Consider the following 25,483-nt stretch of genomic DNA (forward strand, 5'->3'; position numbering starts at 1 on the left):
GTGACGAAATCTTCTGTCAAGCGCAATGATGCAGGTCAATTCCCGCGCGGACCAATGAAAAAAGGCGGGCCCGGGGGCCCGCCTTCCGTGCAACCGGGGCTGCAGATCACTTCGGCAGTTCGGCCTTGATGCCTTCGACGAAGAAGTTCATCCCGGCGAGGGTGCCGTCGTCCGGGGTCTCGCCCGCGGCGAGCCAGGCCGAACCGTCCTGCTTGTTCAGCGGGCCGGTGAAGGGGTGGTACTCGCCCGAGGCGATCTTGGCTTCGAGCGCCTCGACCTCGGTCTTCACCTCGGCCGGCACCGCCGAGCTGATCTCGCCGATCTTCACCATGCCGGTGCCGATCCCGCCCCAGGTCGATTCCGAGGTCCAGCTGCCGTCGAGCATCGCCGTGACGCGCTTCTTGTAATAGGGCTCCCAGTTGTCGATCGTCGAGGTGACGCGCGGCATCGGCGCGAAGGCCGCCATGTCCGAGGCCTGACCGAAGGTGATGACGTTGCCGGCTTCCTGGGCCTTCGCCTGCGGCGCGGTCGAGTCGGTGTGCTGCATGATCACGTCGCAGCCCTCGGCGATCAGCGCGGCGGCGGCATCGGCCTCCTTCGCGGGGTCGAACCAGGTATAGGCCCAGACCACCTTGATCTCGACATCCGGGTTCACCTTCTTGGCGTGGATGTAGGCCGAGTTGATGCCCTGCACCACTTCCGGGATCGGGAACGAGCCGATGTAGCCGATCTTGTTGCTCTTCGTCATCCGGCCGGCGATGGTGCCCTGGATCGCGCGGCCCTCGTAGAAGCGCGCGTCATAGGTCGAAAGGTTGTCGGCGCGCTTGTAGCCGGTGGCGTGCTCGAACTTCACGTTCGGGAACTTCTTCGCCACGTTCACGGTGGCATCCATGAAGCCGAAGGAGGTCGCGAAGATCAGCTGGTTGCCCTCGAGGGCGAGCTGGGTCAGGGCGCGCTCGGCGTCCGGGCCCTCGGGCACGTTCTCGACATAGGTGGTGACGATCTTGTCGCCGAATTCCTTCGCGATCGCCTGACGGGCCTGATCGTGCTGATAGGACCAGCCCATGTCGCCGATCGGGCCGACATAGATGAAGCCCACTTTCAGCGGATCGGCGGCGCGGGCGGGCAGGCCCGCGGCAGCGGCGACGGCGGTCGCGGCGGTGGTCTGAAGGAAGGTTCTGCGGTTCATGGGAACTCCCCGTGGTTGAGGCCCGAAGGCCCGGATGGCTGCCTCAGGTCGAGGCATGGAACGACCGGCCGAGGGCAGCAGGCGCGGCCTGCACCCCGCGGCGGTGGATGGCGGAGAGGACGACCAGCACGACGATGGTCAGCACATAGGGCGCCATCGACAGCAGGTGCACCGGAATCGCATAGCCCGCGGCCTGCAGCTGCAGCTGCAGCGCGGTGATGCCGCCGAAGAGATAGGCGCCGATCAGCACCCGCCCGGCACGCCAGGAGGCGAAGACGACGATGGCGAGCGCGATCCAGCCGGCGCCGGCGGTCATCCCCTCGGTCCATTGCGGCACGCGCACGAGGCTGAGATAGGCGCCGCCCAGCCCGGCCAGCGCGCCGCCGAAGGCAAGCGCGGCCATACGCACCGCGACGACCCGGTAGCCAAGCGCATGCGCCGCCTCGGCATTCTCGCCCACGGCGCGCAGGACCAGCCCGGCACGGGTGAACCTGAGAAAGGCCCAGACCGCGACGACGAGGGCAAGCGACAGATAGACCACCCAGTCATGCGAAAAGAGGATGCGGCCAAGTCCCGGGATCTCGCTCAGCGGGCCGAAGGGCACCTTGCCGGTGGCGGGCGGCCGCACCCCCTCGAAGCCCTTGCCGAAGAGCGCCGACAGGCCGAGCCCGAAGAGCGTGAGGGCAAGCCCGGTCGCGGTCTGGTTCGACAGGAACACCTGGGTCAGCACGGCAAAGAGCGTGGCGAGCAGCGCGCCGGCAAGGGCGCCGCCCAGAAAGCCCAGCACCGGGCTGCCGGTGCCGACGGCCGCGGCAAAGCCCGCGACGGCGCCGATGATCATCATCCCCTCGACGCCGAGGTTCAGCACGCCCGACTTCTCGGCGACGAGCTCGCCCGTCGCCGCCAGCAGCACCGGGGTCGAGGCCGCCATCAGCGTGGCGATCAGCGTGACGATGTCGATGCCGCCGAGGATCATGCGCGGGCCCTCCCGATGCGGACACGGTAATTGGTGAGCAGGTCGAATCCCAGCAGGAAGAACAGCAGCATCCCCTGGAACACCTGGATCGCCGCCGAGGGCAGCGACAGCATCAGCTGCGCCATGTCGCCGCCGATATAGGTCAGCGCCATCAGCAGGCCGGCGAGGAAGATGCCGATCGGATGCAGCCGGCCGAGGAAGGCGACGATGATCGCGGTGAAGCCATAGCCCGCATTGAAGCTGTCGGTGATCTGCCCCGAGGGGCCCGAGACCTCGAACAGCCCCGCAAGACCGGCGAGCGCGCCCGAGAGGCCGAGGCAGAACACCACCAGCCGCGCCGGCACCACGCCGGCAAAGCGCGCCGCCCGCGGCGCCTCGCCCGCGACGCGGATGCGGAAGCCGGCGATGTGGCGGTGCATCAGGATATAGGTGAAGATCACCGCAACCAGCGCCGCCAGCACGCCCCAATGCGCGCCGGTGCCCACGATCAGCTCGGGGTTATGCGCCGAGGCGTATTGCTGCAGGTTGCGCGAGCCCGGAAAGCCATAGCCCTCGGGGTTCTTCAGCGGCCCGAAGGCCATGTAGGCAAGCAGGTTCTGCGCCACGTAGACGAGCATCAGCGAGACGAGGATCTCGTTCGTGCCGAAGATCACCTTCAGAAGTGCCGGGATCAGCCCCCAGAGGAACCCGCCAAGCGCGCCGAGGATCACCATCGCCGGAAACAGCCACGCACTTTCGGTGGGATAGACGGCAAGCGCCAGCGCCGCGCCGCAGATCGCGCCGATGATGTATTGCCCCTCGGCGCCGATGTTCCAGATCCCGGCCTTGAACCCCACCGCAAGGCCCGAGGCGATCAGGATCAAGGGCGCCGCCTTCACCAGCAACTGGCCGCGGAAATAGCCCGCGTTCGGGCCGAAGAGCGGATCCCAGAAGATCACCCGGATCGCCTCGACCGGGTTCTTGCCAAGCGCCGCGAACAGGATGCCGCCAGCGATCATCGTCGCCAGAACGGCAATCAGGGGCGTCGCCCAGGACCATGCCTTCGAGGGCACGGGCCGTTTCACCAGCCGGATCATTGCGCCGCCTCCGCCATTCCGTGGGCCCCGCCCAGCATCAGCCCGATCTCGTCGATCGTCAGCCCCTCGGTCGGGCGCGGATCGCTGAGCCGTCCCTCGTTCAACGCGCAGAAGCGGTCGGCGATTTCCATCAGCTCGTCAAGGTCTTGCGAGATCACGATCACCGCCGCGCCCTTCGCGGCAAGGTCAAGCAGCGCCTGCCGGATCGCCGCCGCCGCGGCCGCATCGACGCCCCAGGTGGGCTGGTTCACGACCAGAACCTCGGGCGCCTGCAACACCTCGCGGCCGATCACGAATTTCTGCAGGTTGCCGCCCGAGAGCGCGCGCGCCGCCACCTGCGGGCCGGGGGTGCGCACGTCGAAGGCCTGGATGATCTCCTCGGCGAAGAGCCGCGCCGCGGTCATGTCGAGGAAGCCCTTGCGGGTCAGCGGCCGGCGCACGGTGCCGGTCAGCAGCGCATTGTCGGTCAGGCTCATGTTCGGCACGGCGGCATGGCCGAGCCGCTCTTCCGGCGCGCCCTGCAGGCCCAGCCGGCGCCGGTCGTTCGGCCCGAGGTCGGAAATGTCCTGCCCGTGCAGCTTCACCGTGCCGGGGGCCGAGGGCACCTCGCCCGAGAGCGTGGCGAGCAGCTCTTCCTGACCGTTGCCGGCGACGCCGCCGATGCCCAGCACCTCGCCCGCGCGCAGCGACAGCGACACCTCGCGCAGCGACGGGCCGAATTGCGACATCGCAGGCAGGGAGAGCGCCTTCACCTCGAAGATCGTCGCGCCAAGCGCGCGGCCGCTGCGGTCGGTGGTGGTGAACTCGCCGCCCACCATCATCTCGGCCAGCTCGCGCGCGGTCTTCTCGCGCGGCACGCAAGACCCCACCACCTTGCCGCCGCGCAGGATCGTCGCACCATCGCAGAGCGAGCGGATCTCCTCGAGCTTGTGGCTGATGTAGAGGATCGCCGTGCCCTCGGACGACAGTTTGCGCAGGGTGTGAAACAGGATGTCGACCTCCTGCGGCGTCAAGACCGAGGTCGGTTCGTCCATGATCAGCAGCTTCGGGTCCTGCAGCAGGCAGCGGATGATCTCGACGCGCTGGCGCTCGCCCGCCGACAGGTCGCCGACCAGCCGATCGGGGTCGAGCGGCAGCCCGTAGGCGGCCGAGATCTCGCGGATGCGGCGCGCAAGGTCGCGCATCGCGGGCGGGTTCTCCATGCCGAGGGCGACGTTCTCGGCGACGTTCAGCGCCTCGAAGAGCGAGAAGTGCTGAAACACCATCGCCACGCCCGACAGCCGCGCCGCGCGCGGCTCGGCCGGGGTGTAGGGGGCGCCGTTGAAGGTCATCGTGCCCGAATCGGGCTTCACCAGGCCGTAGATCATCTTCACCAGCGTCGACTTGCCGGCGCCGTTCTCGCCCAGAAGCGCGTGCACCTCGCCGCGGCCGACCTCGAATCCGACGCCGTCATTGGCCACGACCCCGGGATAGGCCTTGGTCAGGCCCTCGATCTTCAAAAGTGCTGTCCCCATCACCCGGCGCGTCCTTCCAATGTGCTGGCCGTTCCGGCTCTTGTGGCGCTCAGTTCTTTCAGTAGCGCGGCGGCGACCGAAATCGCAATGGCCTGCGGCGCCTTCCCGAAGGTCGGATCGCCTATCGGACAGGCAATGCGGGAAATTTGGGCTTCGGAATGGCCCAGATCTGCCAGCCGCGACCGGAACCTTGCCCATTTCGTCGCCGAGCCGATCAGCCCGCAGGCGGCAAAGCCGTGGTCAAGCAGCCGGTGGCACAGCTCGAGGTCGAGGGCGTGAGAATAGGTCAGGATCAGGTGGCGCGCGGTGGTGGGGGCAAGGGAAACAAGATCGGCCGGGCTCTCGGCGATCAGCGTCTCGACGCCCTCGGGGATGCCCTCGGGAAAGCGCTCGGGCCCGGTGTCGGCCCAGCGAAGCCGCAGCCCGGGCAGGGGGGCAAGCACGCCGGCAAGCGCGCGCCCGACATGGCCCGCGCCCCAGATCCAGAGCTCGGTCGCCCGCGGCGCGACTTCCTCGATCAGCCAGCCCTCGATCAGCAGGGCAGGGGCCTCGCCGCGGTCGCGGGCGCGGGCAAGGGCCCGGCGCAGCGCGAGCGGCATCTCGGCCGGCCCGCCCACCGGACGGGCGTGCCAGCCCGGGGCAAGGGCCGCGACCGTCGCGGCCGTCATCGGCTCATAGGCCAGCACCACGGCGCCGCCGCAGCACTGCCCCATCGCCGGGCCAAGTGCGATGCGGTCGAGATGCGGCGCAAGCGTCGCGCGGGCGCGGGCGATCGCCTCGAATTCCAGCCGCCCGCCGCCGATCGTGCCCTCGGTCCGGTCGGGCCAGACCAGCATCGCCGCGCCCGGCTCGCGCGGGGCGGAACCGCGCACCTCGGCGACGGTGATGCGCACGAAGGGGCCACGCGCGGCGGCCCGGATCAGCGCGTCTGGATCGAGGCTCATGCTGCCGCGCCCCGAGCCCGGGCGACGGCGGCCAGCACCGCCTCGGCCGTCGCCGGCGCCTGCAGATCGGGCCAGGCCGGGCCACAGGCCGCACAGGCCGCATTCAGCGCGAGGAAGGCCGAGATCCCCAGCATGAAGGGCGGCTCGCCCACGGCCTTCGAGCGGAACACCGTCTCCTCGCGGTTCGGCGCATCCCAGAGCCGCACGTTGAACACCCGCGGCCGGTCGGAACAGGCCGGGATCTTGTAGGTCGAGGGGGCGTGGGTCGTCAGCTGCCCCTTCGCGTTCCACACCAGCTCCTCGGTGGTCAGCCAGCCCGCGCCCTGCACATAGGCGCCCTCGACCTGCCCGATGTCGAGCGCGGGGTTCAGCGAGGATCCCGCGTCATGCACGATGTCGGTGCGCAGGATCCGGTTCTCGCCGGTCAGCGTGTCGATCACCACCTCGGTCACCGCCGCGCCATAGGCGAAGTAATAGAACGGCCGACCGCGCCCGGCGACGCGGTCCCAGCTGATCTTCGGCGTGGCATAGAAGCCGGTCGAGGACAGCGACACCCGCGCGCCATAGGCGGCCAGCGCCACCTCGGCAAAGGACCAGTCCCTGCCCGGCACCGCGACGCGGCCGCCGGCAAAGACCACCTCGCCCGGGGCACAACCCTCGCGTGCCGCCAGGAACCCGGCCAGCCGCTCGCGCAGGGTCTCGCAGGCGGCCTGCACCGCCATGCCGTTCATGTCGGCGCCCGAGGAGGCCGCCGTGGCCGAGGTGTTGGGCACTTTCGCGGTATCGCTCGCGGTGATCCGCACCGCCTCGGTGTCGATGCCGAAGACCCGCGCCGCGACCTGACAGACCTTGCGGTGCAGCCCCTGTCCCATCTCGGTGCCACCGTGATTGAGCAGGACCGAGCCGTCGGAATAGACATGCACCAGCGCGCCGGCCTGGTTCAGATGGGTCAGCGTGAAGGAGATGCCGAATTTCACCGGGCTCAGCGCGATGCCACGCTTCAGGGTTCGATTTTTGCTGTTCCAGACGGCGATCTCGGCCTTGCGGGCGGTGTAATCGCTTGATTTCTCCAAGTCCGCCAGCAGCCCGTGCAGGATGAAATCCTCCACCTCCTGACCGTAATGGGTCGTCTGCTTTTTCTTGGCCGAAATACTCTCGGGGGGGCTCGGGGGGGCAGACGGCCCCCCCGTCGGGGGCAGGGGCACGGCCTCGTCATAGAAGTTGCGCCGGCGCAGCTCGGCGGGCTCGATGCCGATCACATGCGCCAGATGCTCGATCGCGCGCTCGATGCCCAGCATCCCCTGCGGCCCGCCGAAGCCGCGATAGGCGGTGTTCGACTGGGTATTGGTGCGCAGCCGGTGGCTTTCGACCCGCAGCGCCGGGATGAAATAGGCGTTGTCGGCGTGCAGCATCGCGCGGTCGCAGACCGGCAGGCTGAGGTCGGGCGACCAGCCGCAGCGGGCGAGCTGGATGAACTCGGCGCCGAGAAGCCTGCCCGCGGCATCGGCGCCGATGCGGTAGTGGATGCGGAAATCGTGACGCTTGCCGGTGATCACCATGTCGTCGTCGCGGTCGTAGCGCATCTTGCACGCCCGCCCGGTCAGCCGCGCCGCCACCGCGCAGGCGATGGCGAGGTGATTGCCCTGGCTCTCCTTGCCGCCAAAGCCGCCGCCCATCCGCCGCATCTCGACCCGCACGTCATGCATGTGCAGGCCAAGCGCCTCGGCGACCTTGTGCTGCACCTCGGTCGGGTGCTGTGACGAGCAGCGGATGGTGACGCCGATATCCTCGGGCAGCGCCAGCGCCGCCTGGCCTTCCAGATAGAAATGCTCCTGCCCGCCGATCTCGACCGTGCCCTCGGCGAGATGGGTAGCATTGGCCAGCGCCGGCTCGACCTCGCCGCGCGACCACACGACCGGGCCGCCCTCGAACCGGCTGTTGGCGGCCAGCGCCGCGTCGAGCGTCAGGATCGGCCTGCGGGGGGCATAGCGGATGCGGCCCTTGCGCGCCGCGACACGGGCGGCACGGTGGCTTTCGGCGACGACAAGGAACATCGGCTGGCCGATGTAATGCACCTCGCCCTCGGCCAGCACGGGCTCGGGCAGTGGCGCGGGGGAGGCGTCATTGGCGAAAGGCATGTCCGCCGCGGTCAGCACCGCGACGACGCCGGGGCTTTGCCGCACCGCACTCAGGTCGATCTCCTCGATCATGGCGCTCGCCTCGGTCGAAAGACCGAAGGCCAGATGCAGCGTGCCCGCCGGGCAGGGGATATCGTCGACATAGCGCGCGCGGCCGGTGACGTGCAGCTCGGCCGAGTCATGGGGCAGGGGGGCGCCGACGCTCATGCCTGCACCTCCAGCACCGAGACGGGCTCGCCCGACCGCTCGCGCAGGTAGCGCAGCGCCATCGCCTGCGCGGCCTGCATCCGGTAGGCGGCCGAGGCGCGCATGTCGCTCATCGGCGCGAAATCCTCGGCCAAGCTGGGCAGCGCGGCGGTGACGGCCTCTTCGGTGAAGGGCGCGCCGGTCAGCGCCGCCTCGAGCACCAAGGCGCGTTTCGGCACCCCGGCCATGCCGCCGAAGGCGATCCGCGCGCTTGCAATTTTCGAACCTTCTACGGTCAGATTGAGGCAGCCGCAGACAGCAGAAATGTCCTGATCGAACCTTTTCGACAGTTTGTAGCAGGCAAGCCCCGGTGCCGATTTCGGCACGCTCACGCTTTCGACGAATTCGCCCGGGTGGCGGTCCTGCTTGCGGTAGTCGAGGAAGAACTCCTCGAGCGGCAGGCTCCGGCGGGTGTCGCCAAGGCGCAGCGTCAGGGTGGCGCCAAGCGCGATCAGCGCCGGCGGTCCGTCGCCGATCGGCGAGCCATTGGCGATATTGCCGCCGATCGTCGCGGCCTGGCGCACCTGTTCGGAGGCGAAGCGGCGCAGGAGCCCCGCGAGCGCCGGATGCGGCCCCTCGGCCCAGGCCCGCAGCGCGGCGATGGTGACGCCGGCGCCGATGGTGAAACCGGTCCCGGTCTCGGTGATCTCGGCAAGTTCGGTGCAGCCGCCGAGGAAGGCAACCGCGGGCAGGGTGCGCAGCTGCTTCGTCACCCACAGCCCGACATCGGTCGCGCCGGCGATCAGCACCGCCTCGGGATGGGCCGGATACCAGGCGGCGAGTTCGTCGGCGGAGCGGGGCAGGAAGGCGGGGGCTGTCTGCCCCGGCACCCCCGCCCGCATGTCTTGGGGTGTTTCAGGCAAGGTGAAGGCGCGGTCAGCCGCGAGCCAGTCGGCGGCGGGCGCGTCCTTTGCCGCTTCGGCGGCGCGGATGATCGGCGCATAGCCGGTGCAGCGGCACAGGTTGCCGGCGAGGATGTCGTCGTGATCGGTGCGGTGGTTCAGGTGCGCCGTCGCCATCGAGACGACGAAGCCCGGGGTGCAGAAGCCGCACTGGCTGCCGTGGCACTCGACCATCGCCTTCTGCACCGGGTGCAGGGTGCCGTCGGGGGCGGCGATGCCCTCGACCGTGCGCAGCGCCTTGCCGGCGATCTGCGGCATCATCATCAGGCAGGCATTCACCGCGCGTGCGCCCGAGGCGTCGCTCACCATCACCGTGCAGGCGCCGCAATCGCCCTCGTTGCAGCCTTCCTTGGTGCCGGTCAGCCCCTCGGCGCGCAGCCAGTCGAGCACGCTGAGGGTGGGGTCGTCGAACCGCGCCACCCGGGTTTCTCCGTTCAGAAGAAACGAGATTTCCATGGTCATGTCCGCCGCGATACCGATGTTTTCGACCCCGCGCCCGATGCGGCATAGAGCGGAGGGCTCTCCCATCCCCCCAGAAAAGCCCAAGCGCCGGGTCTTGGCAAGGGTGGGGGAGCGGAGGGCTGCGAGAATTTTGACCTGTTGATTAAATTTTAAGCTGCCCGGGGAGGCCGCGCGCCCCCTTCCGCCCGCCGCCGCCGCCGCTTATCCTGCCGCCATGGCCGATCCCCGATTCATCCACCTGCGTGTGCACACCGAATATTCGCTGCTCGAGGGCGCGATGCCGGTGAAGAAGCTGATCAAGATGTGCGACGCGGCGAATATCCCCGCCGTCGCCGTCACCGACACCAATGTCATGTTCTCGGCGCTCGAGTTCTGCACCACCGCGAAGGAATACGGGCTGCAGCCGATCATGGGCTGTCAGACCGCGGTCACCTTCGAGGAGAGCCGGCCGGGCGAGAAGCCGAAGATGCCCGCCCCGGTCGTGCTGCTGGCGCAGACCGAGGCCGGCTACATGAACCTGATGAAGCTCTCGACCTGTCTATACATCGACAAGAACGGGATGCTGCCGCAGGTCTCGCTCGAGGATCTGCAGGCCCATTCCGAGGGGCTCATCTGCCTCACCGGCGGCGCCGAGGGGCCGGTGGGCCGGCTCATTCAGTCGGGCCAGCTGCCGAAGGCGCGCGATTTTCTCGAGCAGCTCGCCGCGATCTATCCCGACCGGCTCTATGTCGAGCTGCAGCGCCATCCGGGCGAGGGCGGGCGGCTGATGGAGGGCGAGCGCGCGACCGAGCGGCCCTTCCTCGAGCTGGCCTATGAGATGGGGCTGCCGATCGTCGCGACGAACGAGGTGTTCTTTCCGAAGACCGCGATGTTCGAGGCGCATGACGCGATGCTGTGCATCGCCGAGGGCAGCTATGTCGACCAGATCGAGCCGCGCCGGCGCCTGACGCCGCAGCATTACTTCAAGTCCGAGGCGGAGATGGTCGCGCTGTTTGCCGACCTGCCGGAGGCGGTGGAGAACACCGTCGAGATCGCCAAGCGCTGTGCCTTCGCCGTCTACAAGCGCCCGCCGCTCCTGCCGAAATTTGCCGACAACGAGGTCGAGGAGCTGCGCCGCCAGGCCTGGGAAGGGCTGAAGAACCGGCTTGCGGTGATCCCGCATGCCTGCCCGGTCGAGGAATACGAGGCACGGCTGAAATTCGAGCTGGGCATCATCGAGCAGATGGGCTTCCCGGGCTACTTCCTGATCGTGGCCGACTTCATCAAATGGGGCAAGGCGCATGACATCCCGGTGGGGCCGGGGCGCGGCTCGGGCGCGGGCTCGCTCGTCGCCTATGCGCTCACCATCACCGACCTCGACCCGATGCGCTATGCGCTGCTGTTCGAACGCTTCCTGAACCCGGAACGCGTCTCGATGCCCGACTTCGACGTCGACTTCTGCATGGACCGGCGCGAAGAGGTGATCAAATACGTGCAGCAGAAATACGGGCGCAACAAGGTGGGCCAGATCGCCGCCTTCGGGGCGCTGCTGTCGAAGGCCGCGGTGCGCGACGTCGGCCGCGTGCTGCAGATGTCCTATGGTCAGGTCGACAAGCTGTCGAAGATGATCCCGGTCGAGGGGGTGAAGCCGGTTTCGATCGAGAAGGCCCTCGCCGACGAGCCGCGTTTGCGCGAGGCCGCGAAGGAGGAGGTCGTCGGCCGCCTTCTGAACTATGCCCAGCAGATCGAGGGGCTGTTGCGCAACGCCTCGACCCATGCCGCGGGCGTGGTGATCGGCGACCGGCCGCTCGACGAGCTGGTGCCGCTTTACCAGGATCCGCGCTCGGACATGCCGGCCAGCCAGTTCAACATGAAATGGGTGGAAAAGGCCGGTCTGGTGAAGTTCGACTTCCTCGGGCTGAAGACGCTGACGGTGATCCAGAACGCGGTGAACCTGATCCGCAAGTCGGGCCGGCCGCTGCATGTCGATGCCGCGGGCAACACGCTTTACGAGCCCGCCGAGGGCGCCGAGAACCAGATCAACGCGATCCCGATCGACGACGCGAAGACCTACGAGCTTTACGCCCGCGCCCATACCGTCGCCGTGTTCCAGGTGGAATCGACGGGGATGATGGACGCGCTCAGGCGCATGAAGCCCACCTGCATCGAGGATATCGTCGCGCTCGTGGCGCTCTATCGCCCGGGCCCGATGGAGAACATCCCGGTCTATTGCGAGGTGAAGCACGGGCTGCGGCCGCTCGAATCGCTGCATCCGACGATCGACCCGATCCTGAAGGAAACGCAGGGCATCATCGTCTATCAGGAACAGGTGATGCAGATCGCCCAGGTGATGGGGGGCTACAGCCTCGGCGGCGCCGACCTGCTGCGCCGCGCCATGGGCAAGAAGATCGCCGAGGAGATGGCGAAGGAACGCCCGAAGTTCATCGAGGGCGCGAAGAAGACCCACAACATCGACGCGAAGAAGGCCGGCGAGGTCTTCGACCTGCTCGAGAAATTCGCGAACTACGGCTTCAACAAGTCGCACGCCGCGGCCTATGCGCTGGTGTCCTACCAGACCGCCTGGCTGAAGGCGAACCACCCGGTCGAGTTCATGGCCGGCGTGATGAACTGCGATATCCATCTGACCGACAAGCTCTCGACCTATATGGGCGAGGTGCGGCGCGCCCTTGGCATCACCGTGGTGCCGCCCTGCGTGAACCGCTCGCTCGCCACCTTCGACGTGGTGAACCAGCAGCTCGTCTATGCGCTCGGCGCGCTGAAGAACGTCGGGGTCGAGGCGATGAAGCTGATCGTCGAGGCGCGCGACGATATGCCGTTCCGCGACCTGTTCGACTTCGCCCGGCGCTGCGACATGAAGCGCATCGGCAAGCGGCCCTTGGAAATGCTGGCGCGCGCGGGTGCCTTCGACCAGCTCGACCCGAACCGGCGGCGGGTGTTCGAAAGCCTCGAGGGGCTGATGGCCTGGTCCGCCGCGGTGGCCGAGGCCAAGGCCTCGGCGCAGGTGTCGCTCTTTGGCGATGCGGGCGACGACCTGCCGCCGCCGCGGATCGCCGATGTCGACGACTGGCTGCCGTCCGAGCGGCTGGCAGAGGAACACAAGGCCATCGGCTTTTACCTCTCGGGTCACCCGCTTGACGACTATCTGCCTGCGTTGAAACGCAAAAACGTGATGACCCTGGCCGAGATCGCGGCCAAGGCGCAAGGCGGGCCGTTCATCGGCAAGATCGCCGGTCAGGTCGCCGTGCGGCAGGAGCGCAAGTCCGCGAAGGGCAACCGCTTCGCCTTCGTCTCGATGTCGGACCCGACCGGGCCCTTCGAGGTGACGGTGTTTTCCGATACGCTCGAGGCCACGCGGCAATACCTCGAACCCGGGCAGGCGGTGGTGCTGACGGTCAAGGTCGATGTCGAGGGCGAGACGGTGAAGATGCTCGCGCAGGGCGCGCAGCCGATCGACCAGGTCACTGCCGATGCCGGCAGTCTGGGGCTGATGATCCATGTCGAGACACCCGAGGCGGTGGGCTCGATTGCCGCGCTGCTCGAGCGGATCGGCGGCGAGGGCAAGGTGCGCTCGCGCGGGCCGGTGCATTTCACCGTCTATGACAGCGAGCGCAATTGTCGCTATCAGCTCTGCGCCGGCAAGGAATTTCCGGTGAACCCGAAGGTGAAGGGCGCGATCCGCTCGTTGCGGGGTGTTGCCCTCGTCGAGGAGGTCTGAGCCGCGTCTCGCGGCTCAGTAATGCGGCGGCTTCTGGTCGGCGAGCGGGATCTGCCCGCCGTCCGAAAATTCGCGCTCGGCCTCGCGCTCCATCAGCAGCCCGACGCCGCGCGCCAGACGCGCAATCTCGCGCTCCTGCCGGGCGACGACGTCGCTCAGCTCTTCCACCGTCTTCACGAGGAACGCCATCTGTTCCTCGAGCCGCTCGATCCGGTCCGTCATTTTCCCTCCGGCGCTTGCCGCGCGGCAGCCCATCCGCTACACCCTCGCCCGAGAAACGATCGGGTGCAAGGCCATGTCCAGCGAGAAGAAACCGCGCCGTCCGCGCGCGGAAACGCCGAAGGGGTTTCGCGACTATTTCGGCTCGGAAGTGACCGAGCGGACCGAAATGCTCGCCACCATCGCGGACGTCTATCGCGCCCATGGCTTCGATCCGCTCGAAACCTCGGCGGTGGAGACGGTCGAGGCCCTGGGCAAGTTCCTGCCCGATGTCGACCGGCCGAACGAAGGCGTTTTCGCCTGGCAGGACGAGGGCGGCGACTGGCTGGCGCTGCGCTATGACATGACCGCGCCGCTTGCGCGCGTCGCGGCGCAGTTCCGCAATGACCTGCCCAGCCCTTACCGGCGCTATACGATGGGCCCGGTCTGGCGCAACGAGAAGCCCGGCCCCGGCCGCTTCCGCCAGTTCTATCAATGCGACGCCGACACCGTGGGCGCACCCTCGGTCGCGGCCGATGCCGAGATCTGCGGCATGCTGGCCGATGCGCTGGAAGCCGTCGGCATTCCGCGCGGCGACTATGTGGTGCGGGTGAACAACCGCAAGGTGCTGAACGGGGTGATGGAGGTCGCGGGCGTGCTCGACCCGACCGACCCCGAGAAATTCGCGGCCGAGCGCGGCATCGTGCTGCGCGCGATCGACAAGTTCGACAAGTTCGGCGAGACGGGCGTGCGCGCGCTGATCGGCAAGGGGCGGCTTGACGAGTCGGGCGACTTCACCAAGGGCGCCGGGCTGACCGACGCACAGGCCGATGTGGTGATGGGCTTCATGGAGGCGAAGCGCGACACCGGCGCCGCCACCGTCGCGCGGCTACGCGAGCTGGTCGCGGGCTCGGCCCTTGGTGCCGAGGGGGTGGACGAGCTTGAACTCATCGCCGCGCTCCTCGACGGGCAGGGCTATGGCCCGGACCGCATCGTCATCGACCCCTCGGTGGTGCGCGGGCTTGGCTATTATACCGGCCCGGTCTTCGAGGCCGAACTGACCTTCGAGATCCTCGACGAGAAGGGGCGCAAGCGCTCCTTCGGCTCGGTCGCGGGCGGCGGGCGCTATGACGACCTCGTCAAGCGCTTCACCGGCCAGACCGTGCCGGCGACCGGCGTCTCGATCGGCGTCGACCGGCTGCTGGCCGCGCTGCGCGCCAAGGGGCGGATCGGTGGCACGGCACAGGGCCCCGTCGTCGTGACGGTGATGGACCGCGACCGGATGGGCGACTATCTCGCCATGGCGTCGGAGCTGCGCCGTGCCGGGCTGCGCGCCGAGGTCTATCTGGGCAATCCGAAGAACTTCGGCAATCAGCTCAAATATGCCGACAAGCGCGAAAGCCCGGTCGCGATCATCCAGGGCACCGACGAGGCCGCCCGAGGCGTCGTGCAGATCAAGGACCTGGTGCTGGGCGCGAAGATCGCCGCCTCGGCCAGCCTTGAGGAGTGGAAGAACCAGCCCGCGCAGGTCGAGGTGCCGCGCGAGGAGATGGTGGCCACGGTGAAACGCATGCTGGGGTTGGGCCTGTGATGGCGTCGAAACCCCGTTCCCGCGAGATCGGCGAGCGCCTTCTGGGCGCCTTCCTGCGGGCCGGCGCCGCCGAGGTCACGCCCGACATCCTGCAGCCGGCCGAGACCCTGCTTGATCTTTACGGCGAGGATATCCGCGCCCGGGCCTATGTCACCTCGGACCCGCTGCGCGGCGAGATGATGCTGCGTCCCGACTTCACCGTGCCGGTGGTCGAGGCGCATATGGCGGGCGGCGCCGAGCCGGCGCGCTATTGCTACATGGGCGAGGTCTTCCGCCGGCAGGATCACCGCGGCGCGGCGCGGGCGAACGAATATCTGCAGGCGGGCTACGAGGTCTTCGACCGCGAGGACCCCGAGGCCGCCGATGCCGAGGTCTTCGCGCTCTTCGCCCGGCTGCTGGCACATCTGCGGCTGACCAGCACGATCGGCGACATCGGCATCCTGCGCGCCGCGGTCGAGGGCATCGAGACCATCGCGCCGCGCAAGGCGGCGCTTGCCCGCCACATCTGGCGGCCGCGCCGCTTCCACAGCCTGTTGCAGCGCTATGCCGGGCTCACCCCGGTGCCGGGCGGGCGGGCGTCGCTGCTTGCCGCCGGGGCGCCCGAGGGGGCGCCCTGGATCGGGCTGCGCAGCCCCGAGGAGATGGCAGCCCGCATCGCCGTGCTGCGCGCCGATGCCGCCGCCGCGCCGATCCCCGCCGAGATCGTCGCGCAGCTCGACGCGCTTTTCGCGCTGAGCTGTCCGGCCGAGGAGGCGCCGGCGCGTCTGTCGGCCCTTGGCCTCGCCTCGCTGCCGCCGGCAATTGCCCGGCTCGAGCGGCGCCTTGCCGCAATGGCCGCGCGCGGCATCGACACCTCGGCGCTGCGCTTCGAGGCAAGCCATGGCCGCGCCACGATGGAATATTACGACGGCTTCGTCTTCACCTTCACCGCCGCAGACCCGGCGCTGCCGCCGGTGGCCTCGGGCGGGCGCTATGACGCGCTGACCCGGTTCCTCGGGCAGGGGCGCGAGATTCCGGCCGTGGGCGGGGTGATCCGCCCGGGGCTGGTGGCCGATCTGGAGGCGCAGGCATGAGCGCGATCAAGCTGGGCGTGCCCTCGAAGGGGCGGCTGATGGAGAAGACCTTCGACTGGTTCGCTGCGCGCGGCATCCGGCTGCGCCGCACCGGGTCGGAGCGCGAATATGCGGGCGCGGTCGAGGGCGCCGAGAAGGTCGAACTGGTGCTGCTCTCGGCGGGCGAGATTCCGCGCGAGCTGGCAGCCGGGCGCATCCATCTGGGTGTCACCGGCTCGGACCTCGTGCGCGACAAGCTCGCCGACTGGCAGACGCTGGTCGAGGAGCTGGCGCCGATGGGCTTTGGCCATGCCGATCTGATCATCGCGGTGCCGGCGTGCTGGGCCGATGTCGACACGCTCGAGGACCTCGACGCCGCCGCGCATGCCTTCCGCGCAGCGCATGGCCACCGGCTGCGGATCGCGACGAAATATCACCGTCTGGTGCGCGAGTTCCTGACCCGCGAGGGGATTGCCGACTGGCAGCTGGTCGACAGCCAGGGCGCGACCGAGGGCACGGTGAAGAACCTGACCGCCGAGGCGATCGCCGACATCACCTCTTCGGGCGAGACGCTGCGGGCGAACCACCTGAAGATTCTCTCGGACGGGCTCATCCACAGCTCGCAGGCGACGCTTTTCGCCTCGCGCATGGCCGATTGGGCGGGGCTCGAGGCCTCGCGCGCGGCGCTGATGGCACAGCTCGGGCTTGTCTCGCGTTAAGCGATGCAGACTGGAATGCCGACGCGGCCGGGCATCGTCTCGGCCGTTTTCGTCCGGGCAGTGCACCGGATGCGTTGGCCCCGGGGCGCAGGCGACGGGGCAGGCGCGACAGCGGCACAACCGGCGGGAGGTTCCAAATTTGTTTTTGGGGGGATGTGGTGGCAGCCCGTAGGGGAGTCGAACCCCTCTTTTCAGGTTGAAAACCTGACGTCCTAACCGATAGACGAACGGGCCACCGTTTCCGCTTCAGCGCGTTGCTGCGCGGCGTGGAGCGGTGTTTAGGCGAGCTTCGCGTGACTCGCAAGAGGGTTTTTTCAGTTTCTCGCAACTTTCTTCACGCCCGCGCGATCGGGCCGAAAAACGCCTTTCCTCAAGAGGTTGGCCCAAGCTCAGGCGCGTGCGGCATCGTCGAGGCGCAGCTGCACCTTGCGCCGGCCGCCCCAGGTGTTGATCTCGAGCTTGCCCGCCAGGTGAAAGCGCCCCGCGCCGCCTGCGCTCAGCGCCGGGCCAAGCGGGCCGTCGAAGGCGCCAAAGGCCACGGCCTCGATCCGCGAGCCCAGCCCGTCGCCGAGCGAGAAGCGCAGATGGCTTTCGCCGATCCGGCGCGGGCCGGTCACCTCCATGTCGGGAAAGGCGAAGCGCGGGGCAGGGGCGCCCTGGCCGAAGGGGCCGGCGCGCTCGAGGTCCTCGATCAGCTGCACGGTGGCGGCGCCGGGCATCAACAACCCGTCGAGGCGCAGATCGCGCGGCCCGCCCGCACCCGCACCCTGCCGCGCGAGCAGCTCGCTCAGCCGCGCCATGGCGGGTTCCAGCGCCTCGGCCGCGACGGTGAGCCCTGCCGCCATCCGGTGCCCGCCGCCCTTCAGCAGCAGCCCCTCGGCCGCGACGCGCTGCACCGAGGCGCCGAGATCGACGCCCGCCACCGAGCGCGCCGAGCCCTTGCCGATGCCGTTCTCCAGCCCGATCACCACCGCGGGACGGTTCGTCGCCTCCTTCAGCCGGGCCGCGACGATGCCCACCACGCCCGGGTGCCAGCCTTCGCCCGCCGCCCAGACGAGCGGCGCGTCGAGACCGCGTTCCTCGGCCTGCGCAAGGGCCGCGTCGCGGACCCGGTTCTCGATCTCGCGCCGTTCGGCGTTCAGCTGGTCGAGCCGGGCGGCGAGCGCCTCGGCCTCGGCCCGGTCGGCGGTGGCCAGAAGCCGCGCGCCAAGGTCCGAGGCGCCGATCCGCCCGCCCGCATTCACCCGCGGGCCAAGGACGAAGCCGAGATGGTAGGCCGAGGGCGCCTGGTCGAGCCGCGCGACGTCGGAGAGTGCGACGAGCCCCGGCCGCTCGCGCCGCGCCATCACCTTCAGCCCCTGCCGCACCAGCGCCCGGTTCACCCCGATCAGCGGCGCGACATCGGCGACGGTCGCCAGCGCCACGAGGTCGAGAAGCCCCATCAGGTCGGGGCCCTTCACGCCCTTCTCGCGCAGCTGCCGGTTCGCCTCTACCAGCATCAGGAAGACCACCGAGGCGGCGCAGAGATGGCCGAGCGATCCATCCTCGTCGAGCCGGTTCGGGTTCACCACGGCGAGCGCCTCGGGCAGGGTCTCGGCGCCGAGGTGGTGGTCGAGGATCACCACATCGGCGGGCCTCGCCGCGGCGACCGGCTCGTGGCTGAGCGTGCCACAGTCGACGCAGACGATCAGCGGGTGGTCCTTGGCAAGCGCCTGCATCGCCGGCACGTTCGGGCCATAGCCCTCGTCGATGCGGTCGGGGATATAGAGCGTCGCCTCGCGGCCGAGCGCGCGCAGCCAGGTCAGCAGAAGCGCCGCCGAGGACCCGCCATCGACGTCGTAATCGGCGAAAACGGCGATGCGTTCGCGCCCGTCGAGCGCGCGCAGGAAGCGGGCCGCGGCCTTTTCCATGTCGCGCAGGCTGCGCGGGTCGGGCAGCAGCTCGCGCAGGGTGGGTTCGAGGAAGCCCGCGGCCTCCTCTGGCGCGACGCCACGGGCGACGAGCACGCGGGCAAGCGGCAGCGGCAGGCGCGTCTCGCGCGCCATCGCCTCGGCAAGGCGGTCGGCCTCGTCCGTGGGGCCGATCCAGCGCCGCCCGGTCAGCGACGCTTCGACATCGAGGAATGCACTCATGCCCTTGCCATAACCGATCGGCGCGCGGCCTGCCAGCGCTGGCTCAGGCGCCGACGGCCTTGCGCACCATGTCCCAGTAGATCGTCCCGACGGTGTCGAGGCTGAGCCGCCCGCCCTCGCGATACCAGGTGTTCACCCCGGTCAGCATGGCGATGATCGCGAGCGTTGCAAGCTTGGTGTCGGGCAGTGCAAAGACCCCCGCCGCGCGGCCGGCGATCAGGATCTTTTCCAGTTCGGTCTCGTAGGCGCGGCGCAGCCCCTCGATCACCGCGAAGTTTTCGGGGCCGAGGTTGCGCAGCTCCATGTAGCTCAGGAACACCGCCTCGGCCCGGGTCAGGTTGAAGCGGATGTGAAAGCGCACGAAGGTTTCCAGCGCGGCAAGCGGCTCGGCCGTCGGCGCGACCTCGGCCCAGGCGGAAAGCAGCTCTTCCATGTGGCTTTTCAACAGATCGAAAAGCAGCGCCTCCTTGTCGGGGGTATAGAGGTAGAGCGCCCCCGCCTGCACGCCCACGGCCGCCGCGATCTGCCGCATCGAGACCGCGGCAAAGCCGTGGCGCGCGAACAGGCGCTGCGCCTCGGCGCGGATGCGCGGGCCGGTGATCTCGGAATGGGAGCCTGTCTTGCGTGCCATCGGCACAGGTTATCTGAACATTTGTTCAGTATCAAACCCCGGCTGTTGCGGGCGGCGCGGCGGCTCTGGTCAGCGCCGGCGGGCGGGCTTATGGTCGGGCCGTTGACAGGAGCCGCCATGACCCGCCTTGCCCTTGCCCTCGGTCTTCTTGCGCTTGCCGGTTGCGGTGCGCCCGGTGCGGACTATCCCGCGCTGGTGCCGATGGAGACGCTGCTCTCCGACGCGCCGCTGACGCCCGACCCGGCGCCGGCGCTCGAGGCGCGGGCGGATGCGTTGCGCGCGCGTGCCGCGGCGATCCGCGCCGAGCAACCCTGAGCCGGCTTCGACGCGTTGCAAGGTTGCGCCCGACAGGCTAACAGGGCTCAAGACCAATCCAGCGCAAGAGGTTCCCATGTCCGCCCCCGACGTTTCCCCGCTCCGCCTCGGCATCGCCGGGCTCGGCACCGTCGGCATCGGTGTGGTCAAGATCGTGCAGCGCCATGCCGATCTGCTGTCCGTGCGCTCGGGCCGGCCGGTGGTGATCACTGCCGTCTCGGCGCGCGACCGCACCAAGAACCGCGATGCGGATCTGTCGGGCTATGCCTGGGAAAGCGACCCGGTGGCGCTGGCGCAGCGCGACGATATCGACGTCTTCGTCGAGCTGATGGGCGGGCACGAGGGCGCGGCGAAGGATGCGATGGAAGCGGCGCTGAACTCCGGCAAGGATGTGGTGACGGCGAACAAGGCGCTGCTCGCTCATCACGGTCAGCAGCTTGCCGAGAGTGCCGAGGCGCTTGGCCGGGTGATCCGTTTCGAGGCGGCGGTGGCGGGTGGCATCCCGGTCATCAAGGCGCTGACCGAGGGGCTTTCCGGCAATGCGATCCGCCGCGTGATGGGGGTGATGAACGGCACCTGCAACTACATCCTGACCCGGATGGAAAGCGCGGGCCTGCCCTACGAGACGGTGTTCGAGGAGGCGCGCGCGCTTGGCTATCTCGAGGCCGATCCGACCCTCGACGTTGGTGGCATCGACGCGGGCCACAAGCTGGCGATCCTCGCCGCCATCGCCTTCGGCACCAAGGTCAGCTTCGACGCGGTGCAGCTCGAGGGCATCGGCAAGATCTCGATCGACGACATCCGCCGGGCCGACGACATGGGCTACAAGATCAAGCTGCTCGGCGTGGCGCAGATCACCGGGCGCGGGCTCGAGCAGCGGATGATGCCCTGCCTCGTGCCCTCGTCCTCGCCCTTCGGCCAGCTGCAGGGCGGCACCAACATGGTGCTGCTCGAGGGCGATTCGGTCGGCCAGATCGTGCTGCGCGGTGCCGGTGCGGGCGAGGGGCCGACCGCCTCGGCGGTGATGGGCGATGTGGTCGACCTTGCGCGCGGGCTGCGGATGCCGACCTTCGGCCAGCCTGCGGCGACGCTCGCAGACCCGGTGCCGGCGGTGGCCTCGGCGCCGGCCGCCTACTATCTGCGGCTCGAGCTGATGGACAAGCCCGGTGCGCTGGCCAAGGTGGCGATGGTGCTGGGCGAGGCCGGGATCTCGATCTCGCGGATGCGCCAGTACGGCCATGCCGATACCACGGCGCCGGTGCTGATCGTCACCCACAAGACCACGCGCGACGCGATCGACCGCGCCATCGGCGGCTTCCCGGCGACCGGCGTCGTCGCGGGCGACGCGGTGGCGATGCGGATCGAAGAGGTCTGAGCGCGGCCGCGGCTGGGCAGGGGGCGGCGCGGTGCCGCCCAGGTGCCGGCCGTTAGCGTTCTCAGGGTTGTCAGCCTCGTGCGCCCGGGCTTAGCTGTTGCTGGCCCTTCGCGTTCGAGACAGGACAGACCATGACCCCCCTCATCGATTTCAACGACCGCATGCTTTCGCTGGGCCTTGCCCGTGTCTCCGAGGCGGCGGCGCATGCCTCGGCCCGGCTGATCGGCCGCGGGGACGAGAAGGCCGCCGATCAGGCCGCGGTGAATGCCATGCGCGAGCAGCTCAACAGCCTCGACATCCGGGGCGTCGTGGTGATCGGCGAGGGCGAGCGCGACGAGGCGCCGATGCTCTATATCGGCGAGAAAGTGGGCTCCGGCACCGGCCCGGCGGTCGATATCGCGCTTGACCCGCTCGAAGGCACCACGCTCACCGCGAAGGACATGCCGAACGCGCTGACCGTCGTGGCGATGGCACCGCGCGGCACGCTCTTGCATGCCCCCGACGTCTATATGGAGAAGCTGGCGATCGGCCCGGGCTATCCGACCGACATCGTCTCGCTCGAGATGACGCCGACCGAGCGGGTGCTGGCGCTGGCCAAGGCACAGGGCAGGCGGCCCGAGGACATCACCTGTTGCATCCTCGAACGCGACCGCCACGTCGAACTGATCCGCGAAGTGCGCGAGACCGGCGCCGCGATCCGTCTGATCACCGACGGGGACGTTGCCGGGGTGATCCATTGCGCCGAGCCCGATTCCACCGGCATCGACATCTACATGGGCTCGGGCGGCGCGCCGGAAGGCGTGCTGGCGGCCTCGGCGCTGAAATGCATGGGCGGGCAGATGTGGGGCAAACTCCTGTTCCGCAACGATGACGAGCGCGGCCGCGCGGCCAAGGCCGGGATCACCGATCTCGACAAGATCTACACCCGCGACGAGCTGGTGAAGTCGGACGTGATCTTTGCCGCGACCGGCGTCACCAATGGCTCGATCGTGCGCGGCGTGAAACGCGAACCGACCTACATCGAGACCGAGACGATCCTGATGCGCTCGAAGACCGGCTCGGTGCGGCGCATGATCTATCGCAACCCGGTTCGCTGAGCGCGCCCTGCGCCCTGCCAAAGACGCGAAACGCCGGGTCCGCGGGGCCGGCGTTTTGCGTGCAGGGTCAGTTGTTGTCGGACCATTTCGTGCGCGGCCCGCGCGGACGGGTGACGACGAACTCGCTGAAGCGCAGCCGCGCGTTCAGCCCGATCGTGGTGGAGTTCCGCCCGTCGAGGGTCAGGCCCTTTTCGCCGATGTCGAAGATCGGCCAGTACAGATACGAGGCCTCGACGATCGCCGCGGAATCCCCCGCCGCCATCATCGGGATCGCCCCGGCCATGGCGTCGAGCATCGACTGGGTATAGGCCTCGTGGCCGCCGGTGGCATGGGAGGCGGGCGAGCTGGGCGTGCTGTCCGACGCACGCAGCTTGACCCGCTTGCTGGTGCCGTCGCAAACGCGCGTGTCCGTTTCGGTCGCCTCGCAGGAGATCAGCGTGACCCGGATCCAGCTTTGCCCGTCGCCGCTCGAACGGGTGGCGGCATCGAAGATCTTCTTGACCCCGTCGACATAGGCCGGCCCGATCGGGTCGCGCACGCGCGAGATCAGGTCGGCCACGGTATAGGTGGTGCGGGACACCACGGCGCGCATGCGGAAGGCGTCGTAGAACTGATAGGCGACCATGAACCAGCCGAGCAGCAGCACGGCGCCGAACAGCCCCTCGATCGCCACCGAGCCGCGGTTTTGCCTGAGGAAACGGTGCAGGAAACGCAGCGGCATCATCAATTCCTCGGCTCGTTGACATAGGCGGTCATCGCGACAAGGGCGAAACGGCCGCTTGCGTCCTTCACCAGCGCGGCGCCAAGCGGGTCCATATCGGACATCGCCTTCAGCTTCAGACAGGCGCGCACCACCATCAGCTGGTTCGAGGCGCCGTAATCGAGTGTCGGGTTCAGCTCCGTGGTGCTGCTCGAGTCGGTGCACATGGTGCCGTTGGTGTTGGAGAGCTGCCAAGTCGTGGTGTCGACCGGGAAGATCTCGACCGCGAGGTTCTCGGTGCAGTCGGGCACATAGCGGATGGCCGCGCAGATCTTCTGCTTCAGCTGGTCATGTGTCAGGTTGACCAGGTTGCCAAGCCGCAGCTCGCGGGTTGCCACGTCGACGGCGCGTTCGAGCAGGATCTGGCGCAGGTTCGTCACCATCATCTCGACCCCGGCCAGCATGATCATGAAGAACAGCGGCAGCCAGAAGAGCGTCGGGATGGTGACGGCGCCGTCCTCGTGCCGAAGCCGGTGCATCAGGTGGGGTCCGGGGCGGTGGGTCCTGCGCATCTGTCGCCCCCCTCAGTTCGTCAGCCGCAGCGCGTTGATCGCCGAGGCGATCGAGGTGAAGGCGTCGGTCAGATCCTCGGCGTTGACGTCATAGGCATAGCCCGCCGAGGTCGCGCATTGCGACAGGATCGCCTTGCCTTCGGTCGGGGCGTTCACCGCGACGGTGAAGACATAGATGCCGTGCGTGCGGTCCTTGGCGACGTCGCACAGCTTCAGCAGCGCCGTGTCCTTCTGGCTGAATTCCGACTGCACCGCCATGTCGTTGTAGATGCTGGTCTTGTTGGCAGAGCCGTTGGCGGCCCGCAGCGAATTGTAGAGGAAGGTGTTGATCACATATTGCAGGGTGTAGCCCTTGCTCCACACCGTCTCCCAGCTGATCGGATAGCGGTTCGTGCCGGGCGAGCTGTACCAAGAGCCGGTCGACAGCTTGTAGTAAGGCTGGCTGCGGCCCGGGACGTAGTAATAGAGGTTGTTCCACCAGGTGCTGTTCGTGCTCGAATCCGCAAAGGCCGTGGCGCTGTAGGTCGACACGAAGCCGGAAGCGCCGGTGCGATAGGCGGCCTTGGTCGAATAGGAACGGGTGTTCTGCCCGTCGGTCATCAGCACCAGCACCTTCATCGAACTGTTGTTGGTCGTCTGCGTGCCGTCGTTGTAGTCGAAGGGGCGCCCTGCGAGGTCGCTGCTCACGTAGCCTGCGGATTTCATCGCATTGAGCGCGTCGCGCGCAGCCGGGTCGAGCAGCGCAAGCCCCCAGCGGGCGCCGACGTCGATCGCGGTGTCGCCGCCCGGGGTGAGGGCGTTGATCGCGGTGTTGATCGTCGTCTGGTTGTTGGCGAAGGCCAGAACCGCCGCCGCGCTCGCATTCGGGCAGTTCGCGATATTGGTCCGGGTTGCCAGCGACCAGTTGCCCTGGCCAAGCGCGGGCTGCCCCCAATAGTCGAAGCTGTCGCCGAACATCGTGCGCTGCAATGCTCGGGTCGACGAAATGGCAAAATCGCCGTCGGACAGGGTCTCGATGTCGGCACAGGTGTTTTGCGTGTGATCGGTCGAGAGGTTGAACCCGACCGAAGTCCGCGGGCCGAGGGTGACCTGCTGGTTGTAGGGCACGATCGAGATCGAGAGCCGCCCGGCCGGCGCGCTTGCCGGTTGCACCGTTTTGAACATCTTGTCCACGAAGGCGAGGGCGGCCGGGCGCAGCTTGTCCATCCGGGTCGGGTAGCGGCCGTCATAGCTGCTGTTCGTCGGGTAATAGATGTTCTCGTTCATCGAGCCCGAGATATCGAGCACCAGCGAGATCTCGACATTGCCGATCTCTTCCTGCGCGGTGCTGGCGCCGGTCGCCTGCAACGAGTTGATGTTGATGAGCGAGCCGAAGATGGTGTGCATGTTGTCGGTGGCGGTCACCGTCACCCGGCGCCATTCGCCAAGGCTGCCTTCCTCGACGTGGGGGGTCGCGTCGAGATAGTCGAGCCCGGCCTTCTGCAAGTAATCCTCGACGACCAGGGTCGGGTCGAGCTCCTGCGACAGCGAGGCGGCGGCAAGCGCGGCGCGGTCGAGCGTGTTCTGGATCTTCGTGCGGCGTTCCTCCTGGCGCACGAAGTCGATCGAGATGCCGGTGCAGATCATCATCACCAGAAAGATCTGCAGCGCCAGCGGGATCAGGGCGCCGTCCTCGTCGCGCAGGAAACGGGCAAGCCGACGGGCGGTTCTGCTCTTGTGCCGGATACTCACCATGCTGCTCTCTCCACGCTTCTCCCGGCGCGGCGGCCGGGGGCGACGACTCTGCTCCGAGGGCAGGGTATGCGCGCGCTTCGGGGCGGAATTGGGGCGCTCGGCGGGCAAAGCTGCCCGATTGTCCGGAGGCCGCCGGGGAATGCGCCCGATCACGGGAGGCGGTTTCCGATCTCGCGCCAATCCGCCATGTTTCTTTCGCAGGGCG

The 25,483-nt window shown here is 68.5% G+C and carries 20 protein-coding genes and 1 tRNA gene; 7 read left to right on the forward strand and 14 right to left on the reverse strand.

Going from position 1 to position 25,483, the window contains the following annotated elements; genetic code table 11:
• Nucleotides 1-106: 106 nt before the first annotated feature.
• From EOW66_RS13625 to xdhA, 7 genes are read right to left on the reverse strand one after another with little or no spacing between them, the layout of a single operon-like run.
• Nucleotides 107-1,189, reverse strand: a complete 1,083-nt coding sequence (locus tag EOW66_RS13625) for a BMP family ABC transporter substrate-binding protein (RefSeq protein WP_128156875.1) — start codon at nt 1,187-1,189, stop codon at nt 107-109.
• A 43-nt stretch (nt 1,190-1,232) separates the two neighbouring features.
• A complete protein-coding gene (locus EOW66_RS13630) occupies nt 1,233-2,165 on the reverse strand; it encodes an ABC transporter permease (RefSeq protein ID WP_128156876.1) in 933 nt (310 codons plus the stop codon).
• Nucleotides 2,162-3,241: an ABC transporter permease gene (locus tag EOW66_RS13635; protein ID WP_128156877.1), complete on the reverse strand. Its 1,080-nt coding sequence runs from the start codon at nt 3,239-3,241 to the stop codon at nt 2,162-2,164. Before EOW66_RS13635 ends, EOW66_RS13630 begins: the two co-directional genes overlap by 4 nt.
• Nucleotides 3,238-4,755, reverse strand: coding sequence for an ABC transporter ATP-binding protein (locus EOW66_RS13640; protein ID WP_128156878.1), 1,518 nt, complete (start codon nt 4,753-4,755; stop codon nt 3,238-3,240). The genes EOW66_RS13635 and EOW66_RS13640 overlap by 4 nt, the downstream gene beginning before the upstream one ends.
• Nucleotides 4,755-5,699 carry a xanthine dehydrogenase accessory protein XdhC gene (gene xdhC, locus EOW66_RS13645; protein ID WP_128156879.1) on the reverse strand — a complete coding sequence of 315 codons (945 nt, stop codon included), beginning with the start codon at nt 5,697-5,699 and terminating at the stop codon, nt 4,755-4,757. The genes EOW66_RS13640 and xdhC overlap by 1 nt, the downstream gene beginning before the upstream one ends.
• On the reverse strand, nt 5,696-8,044 hold the full coding sequence (gene xdhB, locus EOW66_RS13650) for a xanthine dehydrogenase molybdopterin binding subunit (RefSeq protein WP_128156880.1): 2,349 nt from the start codon (nt 8,042-8,044) through the stop codon (nt 5,696-5,698). The genes xdhC and xdhB overlap by 4 nt, the downstream gene beginning before the upstream one ends.
• Entirely contained in the window at nt 8,041-9,441 is a 1,401-nt protein-coding gene (xdhA, locus tag EOW66_RS13655) for a xanthine dehydrogenase small subunit (protein WP_128156881.1), read from the reverse strand. Before xdhA ends, xdhB begins: the two co-directional genes overlap by 4 nt.
• 220 nt (nt 9,442-9,661) lie before the next feature.
• On the opposite strand from xdhA, the gene dnaE reads away from it, so the two are divergent.
• Nucleotides 9,662-13,162, forward strand: a complete 3,501-nt coding sequence (gene dnaE / locus EOW66_RS13660; RefSeq protein ID WP_128156882.1) for a DNA polymerase III subunit alpha — start codon at nt 9,662-9,664, stop codon at nt 13,160-13,162.
• Nucleotides 13,163-13,177: 15 nt separating this feature from the next.
• Here dnaE and EOW66_RS13665 read toward each other — a convergent pair whose 3' ends face one another.
• Nucleotides 13,178-13,384 (reverse strand): SlyX family protein, encoded by a 207-nt coding sequence (locus EOW66_RS13665; protein WP_128156883.1) that lies wholly within the window; start codon nt 13,382-13,384, stop codon nt 13,178-13,180.
• A 73-nt stretch (nt 13,385-13,457) separates the two neighbouring features.
• On the opposite strand from EOW66_RS13665, the gene hisS reads away from it, so the two are divergent.
• From hisS to hisG, 3 genes are read left to right on the forward strand one after another with little or no spacing between them, the layout of a single operon-like run.
• The gene (gene hisS, locus EOW66_RS13670; protein WP_128156884.1) at nt 13,458-14,951 is read left to right on the forward strand and encodes a histidine--tRNA ligase; all 1,494 of its coding nucleotides are present in this window, start codon (nt 13,458-13,460) and stop codon (nt 14,949-14,951) included.
• A complete protein-coding gene (locus EOW66_RS13675; protein WP_128156885.1) occupies nt 14,951-16,024 on the forward strand; it encodes an ATP phosphoribosyltransferase regulatory subunit in 1,074 nt (357 codons plus the stop codon). Before hisS ends, EOW66_RS13675 begins: the two co-directional genes overlap by 1 nt.
• A complete protein-coding gene (gene hisG, locus EOW66_RS13680; RefSeq protein WP_128156886.1) occupies nt 16,021-16,722 on the forward strand; it encodes an ATP phosphoribosyltransferase in 702 nt (233 codons plus the stop codon). The genes EOW66_RS13675 and hisG overlap by 4 nt, the downstream gene beginning before the upstream one ends.
• Before the next feature lie 159 nt (nt 16,723-16,881).
• Here the strand turns inward: hisG and EOW66_RS13685 are convergent.
• From EOW66_RS13685 to EOW66_RS13695, 3 genes are all read right to left on the reverse strand, one after another.
• A tRNA-Glu gene (locus tag EOW66_RS13685) sits at nt 16,882-16,956 on the reverse strand.
• Nucleotides 16,957-17,111: 155 nt separating this feature from the next.
• Nucleotides 17,112-18,854: a single-stranded-DNA-specific exonuclease RecJ gene (recJ, locus tag EOW66_RS13690; protein ID WP_128156887.1), complete on the reverse strand. Its 1,743-nt coding sequence runs from the start codon at nt 18,852-18,854 to the stop codon at nt 17,112-17,114.
• 43 nt (nt 18,855-18,897) lie between these two features.
• Nucleotides 18,898-19,485, reverse strand: coding sequence for a TetR family transcriptional regulator (locus tag EOW66_RS13695; protein WP_128156888.1), 588 nt, complete (start codon nt 19,483-19,485; stop codon nt 18,898-18,900).
• A gap of 117 nt (nt 19,486-19,602) precedes the next feature.
• Here EOW66_RS13695 and EOW66_RS13700 point away from each other — a divergent pair, with 117 nt between their 5' ends.
• From EOW66_RS13700 to glpX, 3 genes are all read left to right on the forward strand, one after another.
• Complete coding sequence (locus EOW66_RS13700) at nt 19,603-19,800, forward strand: hypothetical protein (RefSeq protein ID WP_113898900.1); 198 nt, start codon at nt 19,603-19,605, stop codon at nt 19,798-19,800.
• Between the two features lie 76 nt (nt 19,801-19,876).
• On the forward strand, nt 19,877-21,175 hold the full coding sequence (locus EOW66_RS13705; protein WP_128156889.1) for a homoserine dehydrogenase: 1,299 nt from the start codon (nt 19,877-19,879) through the stop codon (nt 21,173-21,175).
• A gap of 131 nt (nt 21,176-21,306) precedes the next feature.
• Entirely contained in the window at nt 21,307-22,272 is a 966-nt protein-coding gene (gene glpX / locus EOW66_RS13710; protein WP_128156890.1) for a class II fructose-bisphosphatase, read from the forward strand.
• Between the two features lie 67 nt (nt 22,273-22,339).
• Here glpX and EOW66_RS13715 read toward each other — a convergent pair whose 3' ends face one another.
• Genes EOW66_RS13715 through EOW66_RS13725 form a run of 3 tightly spaced genes read right to left on the reverse strand, consistent with a single transcriptional unit; the run spans nt 22,340 to nt 25,278 of the window.
• A complete protein-coding gene (locus EOW66_RS13715; protein WP_128156891.1) occupies nt 22,340-22,993 on the reverse strand; it encodes a TadE/TadG family type IV pilus assembly protein in 654 nt (217 codons plus the stop codon).
• A gap of 2 nt (nt 22,994-22,995) precedes the next feature.
• Nucleotides 22,996-23,511 carry a TadE/TadG family type IV pilus assembly protein gene (locus EOW66_RS13720; RefSeq protein WP_128156892.1) on the reverse strand — a complete coding sequence of 172 codons (516 nt, stop codon included), beginning with the start codon at nt 23,509-23,511 and terminating at the stop codon, nt 22,996-22,998.
• Between the two features lie 45 nt (nt 23,512-23,556).
• Entirely contained in the window at nt 23,557-25,278 is a 1,722-nt protein-coding gene (locus tag EOW66_RS13725; RefSeq protein WP_128156893.1) for a TadE/TadG family type IV pilus assembly protein, read from the reverse strand.
• Nucleotides 25,279-25,483: the final 205 nt, after the last annotated feature.

The organism is Paenirhodobacter huangdaonensis, from assembly GCF_004022465.1.
In the GTDB taxonomy this organism is placed as follows: Bacteria; Pseudomonadota; Alphaproteobacteria; order Rhodobacterales; family Rhodobacteraceae; genus Rhodobacter; species Rhodobacter huangdaonensis.

What these genes read in the sequence shown, in the direction of transcription:
- EOW66_RS13625 (WP_128156875.1), bottom strand. Translation starts at nt 1,189, where the DNA reads ATGAACCGCAGAACCTTCCTTCAGACCACCGCCGCGACCGCCGTCGCC.
- EOW66_RS13630 (WP_128156876.1), bottom strand. Translation starts at nt 2,165, where the DNA reads ATGATCCTCGGCGGCATCGACATCGTCACGCTGATCGCCACGCTGATG.
- EOW66_RS13635 (WP_128156877.1), bottom strand. Translation starts at nt 3,241, where the DNA reads ATGATCCGGCTGGTGAAACGGCCCGTGCCCTCGAAGGCATGGTCCTGG.
- EOW66_RS13640 (WP_128156878.1), bottom strand. Translation starts at nt 4,755, where the DNA reads ATGGGGACAGCACTTTTGAAGATCGAGGGCCTGACCAAGGCCTATCCC.
- xdhC (WP_128156879.1), bottom strand. Translation starts at nt 5,699, where the DNA reads ATGAGCCTCGATCCAGACGCGCTGATCCGGGCCGCCGCGCGTGGCCCC.
- xdhB (WP_128156880.1), bottom strand. Translation starts at nt 8,044, where the DNA reads ATGAGCGTCGGCGCCCCCCTGCCCCATGACTCGGCCGAGCTGCACGTC.
- xdhA (WP_128156881.1), bottom strand. Translation starts at nt 9,441, where the DNA reads ATGGAAATCTCGTTTCTTCTGAACGGAGAAACCCGGGTGGCGCGGTTC.
- dnaE (WP_128156882.1), top strand. Translation starts at nt 9,662, where the DNA reads ATGGCCGATCCCCGATTCATCCACCTGCGTGTGCACACCGAATATTCG.
- EOW66_RS13665 (WP_128156883.1), bottom strand. Translation starts at nt 13,384, where the DNA reads ATGACGGACCGGATCGAGCGGCTCGAGGAACAGATGGCGTTCCTCGTG.
- hisS (WP_128156884.1), top strand. Translation starts at nt 13,458, where the DNA reads ATGTCCAGCGAGAAGAAACCGCGCCGTCCGCGCGCGGAAACGCCGAAG.
- EOW66_RS13675 (WP_128156885.1), top strand. Translation starts at nt 14,951, where the DNA reads ATGGCGTCGAAACCCCGTTCCCGCGAGATCGGCGAGCGCCTTCTGGGC.
- hisG (WP_128156886.1), top strand. Translation starts at nt 16,021, where the DNA reads ATGAGCGCGATCAAGCTGGGCGTGCCCTCGAAGGGGCGGCTGATGGAG.
- recJ (WP_128156887.1), bottom strand. Translation starts at nt 18,854, where the DNA reads ATGAGTGCATTCCTCGATGTCGAAGCGTCGCTGACCGGGCGGCGCTGG.
- EOW66_RS13695 (WP_128156888.1), bottom strand. Translation starts at nt 19,485, where the DNA reads ATGGCACGCAAGACAGGCTCCCATTCCGAGATCACCGGCCCGCGCATC.
- EOW66_RS13700 (WP_113898900.1), top strand. Translation starts at nt 19,603, where the DNA reads ATGACCCGCCTTGCCCTTGCCCTCGGTCTTCTTGCGCTTGCCGGTTGC.
- EOW66_RS13705 (WP_128156889.1), top strand. Translation starts at nt 19,877, where the DNA reads ATGTCCGCCCCCGACGTTTCCCCGCTCCGCCTCGGCATCGCCGGGCTC.
- glpX (WP_128156890.1), top strand. Translation starts at nt 21,307, where the DNA reads ATGACCCCCCTCATCGATTTCAACGACCGCATGCTTTCGCTGGGCCTT.
- EOW66_RS13715 (WP_128156891.1), bottom strand. Translation starts at nt 22,993, where the DNA reads ATGCCGCTGCGTTTCCTGCACCGTTTCCTCAGGCAAAACCGCGGCTCG.
- EOW66_RS13720 (WP_128156892.1), bottom strand. Translation starts at nt 23,511, where the DNA reads ATGCACCGGCTTCGGCACGAGGACGGCGCCGTCACCATCCCGACGCTC.
- EOW66_RS13725 (WP_128156893.1), bottom strand. Translation starts at nt 25,278, where the DNA reads ATGGTGAGTATCCGGCACAAGAGCAGAACCGCCCGTCGGCTTGCCCGT.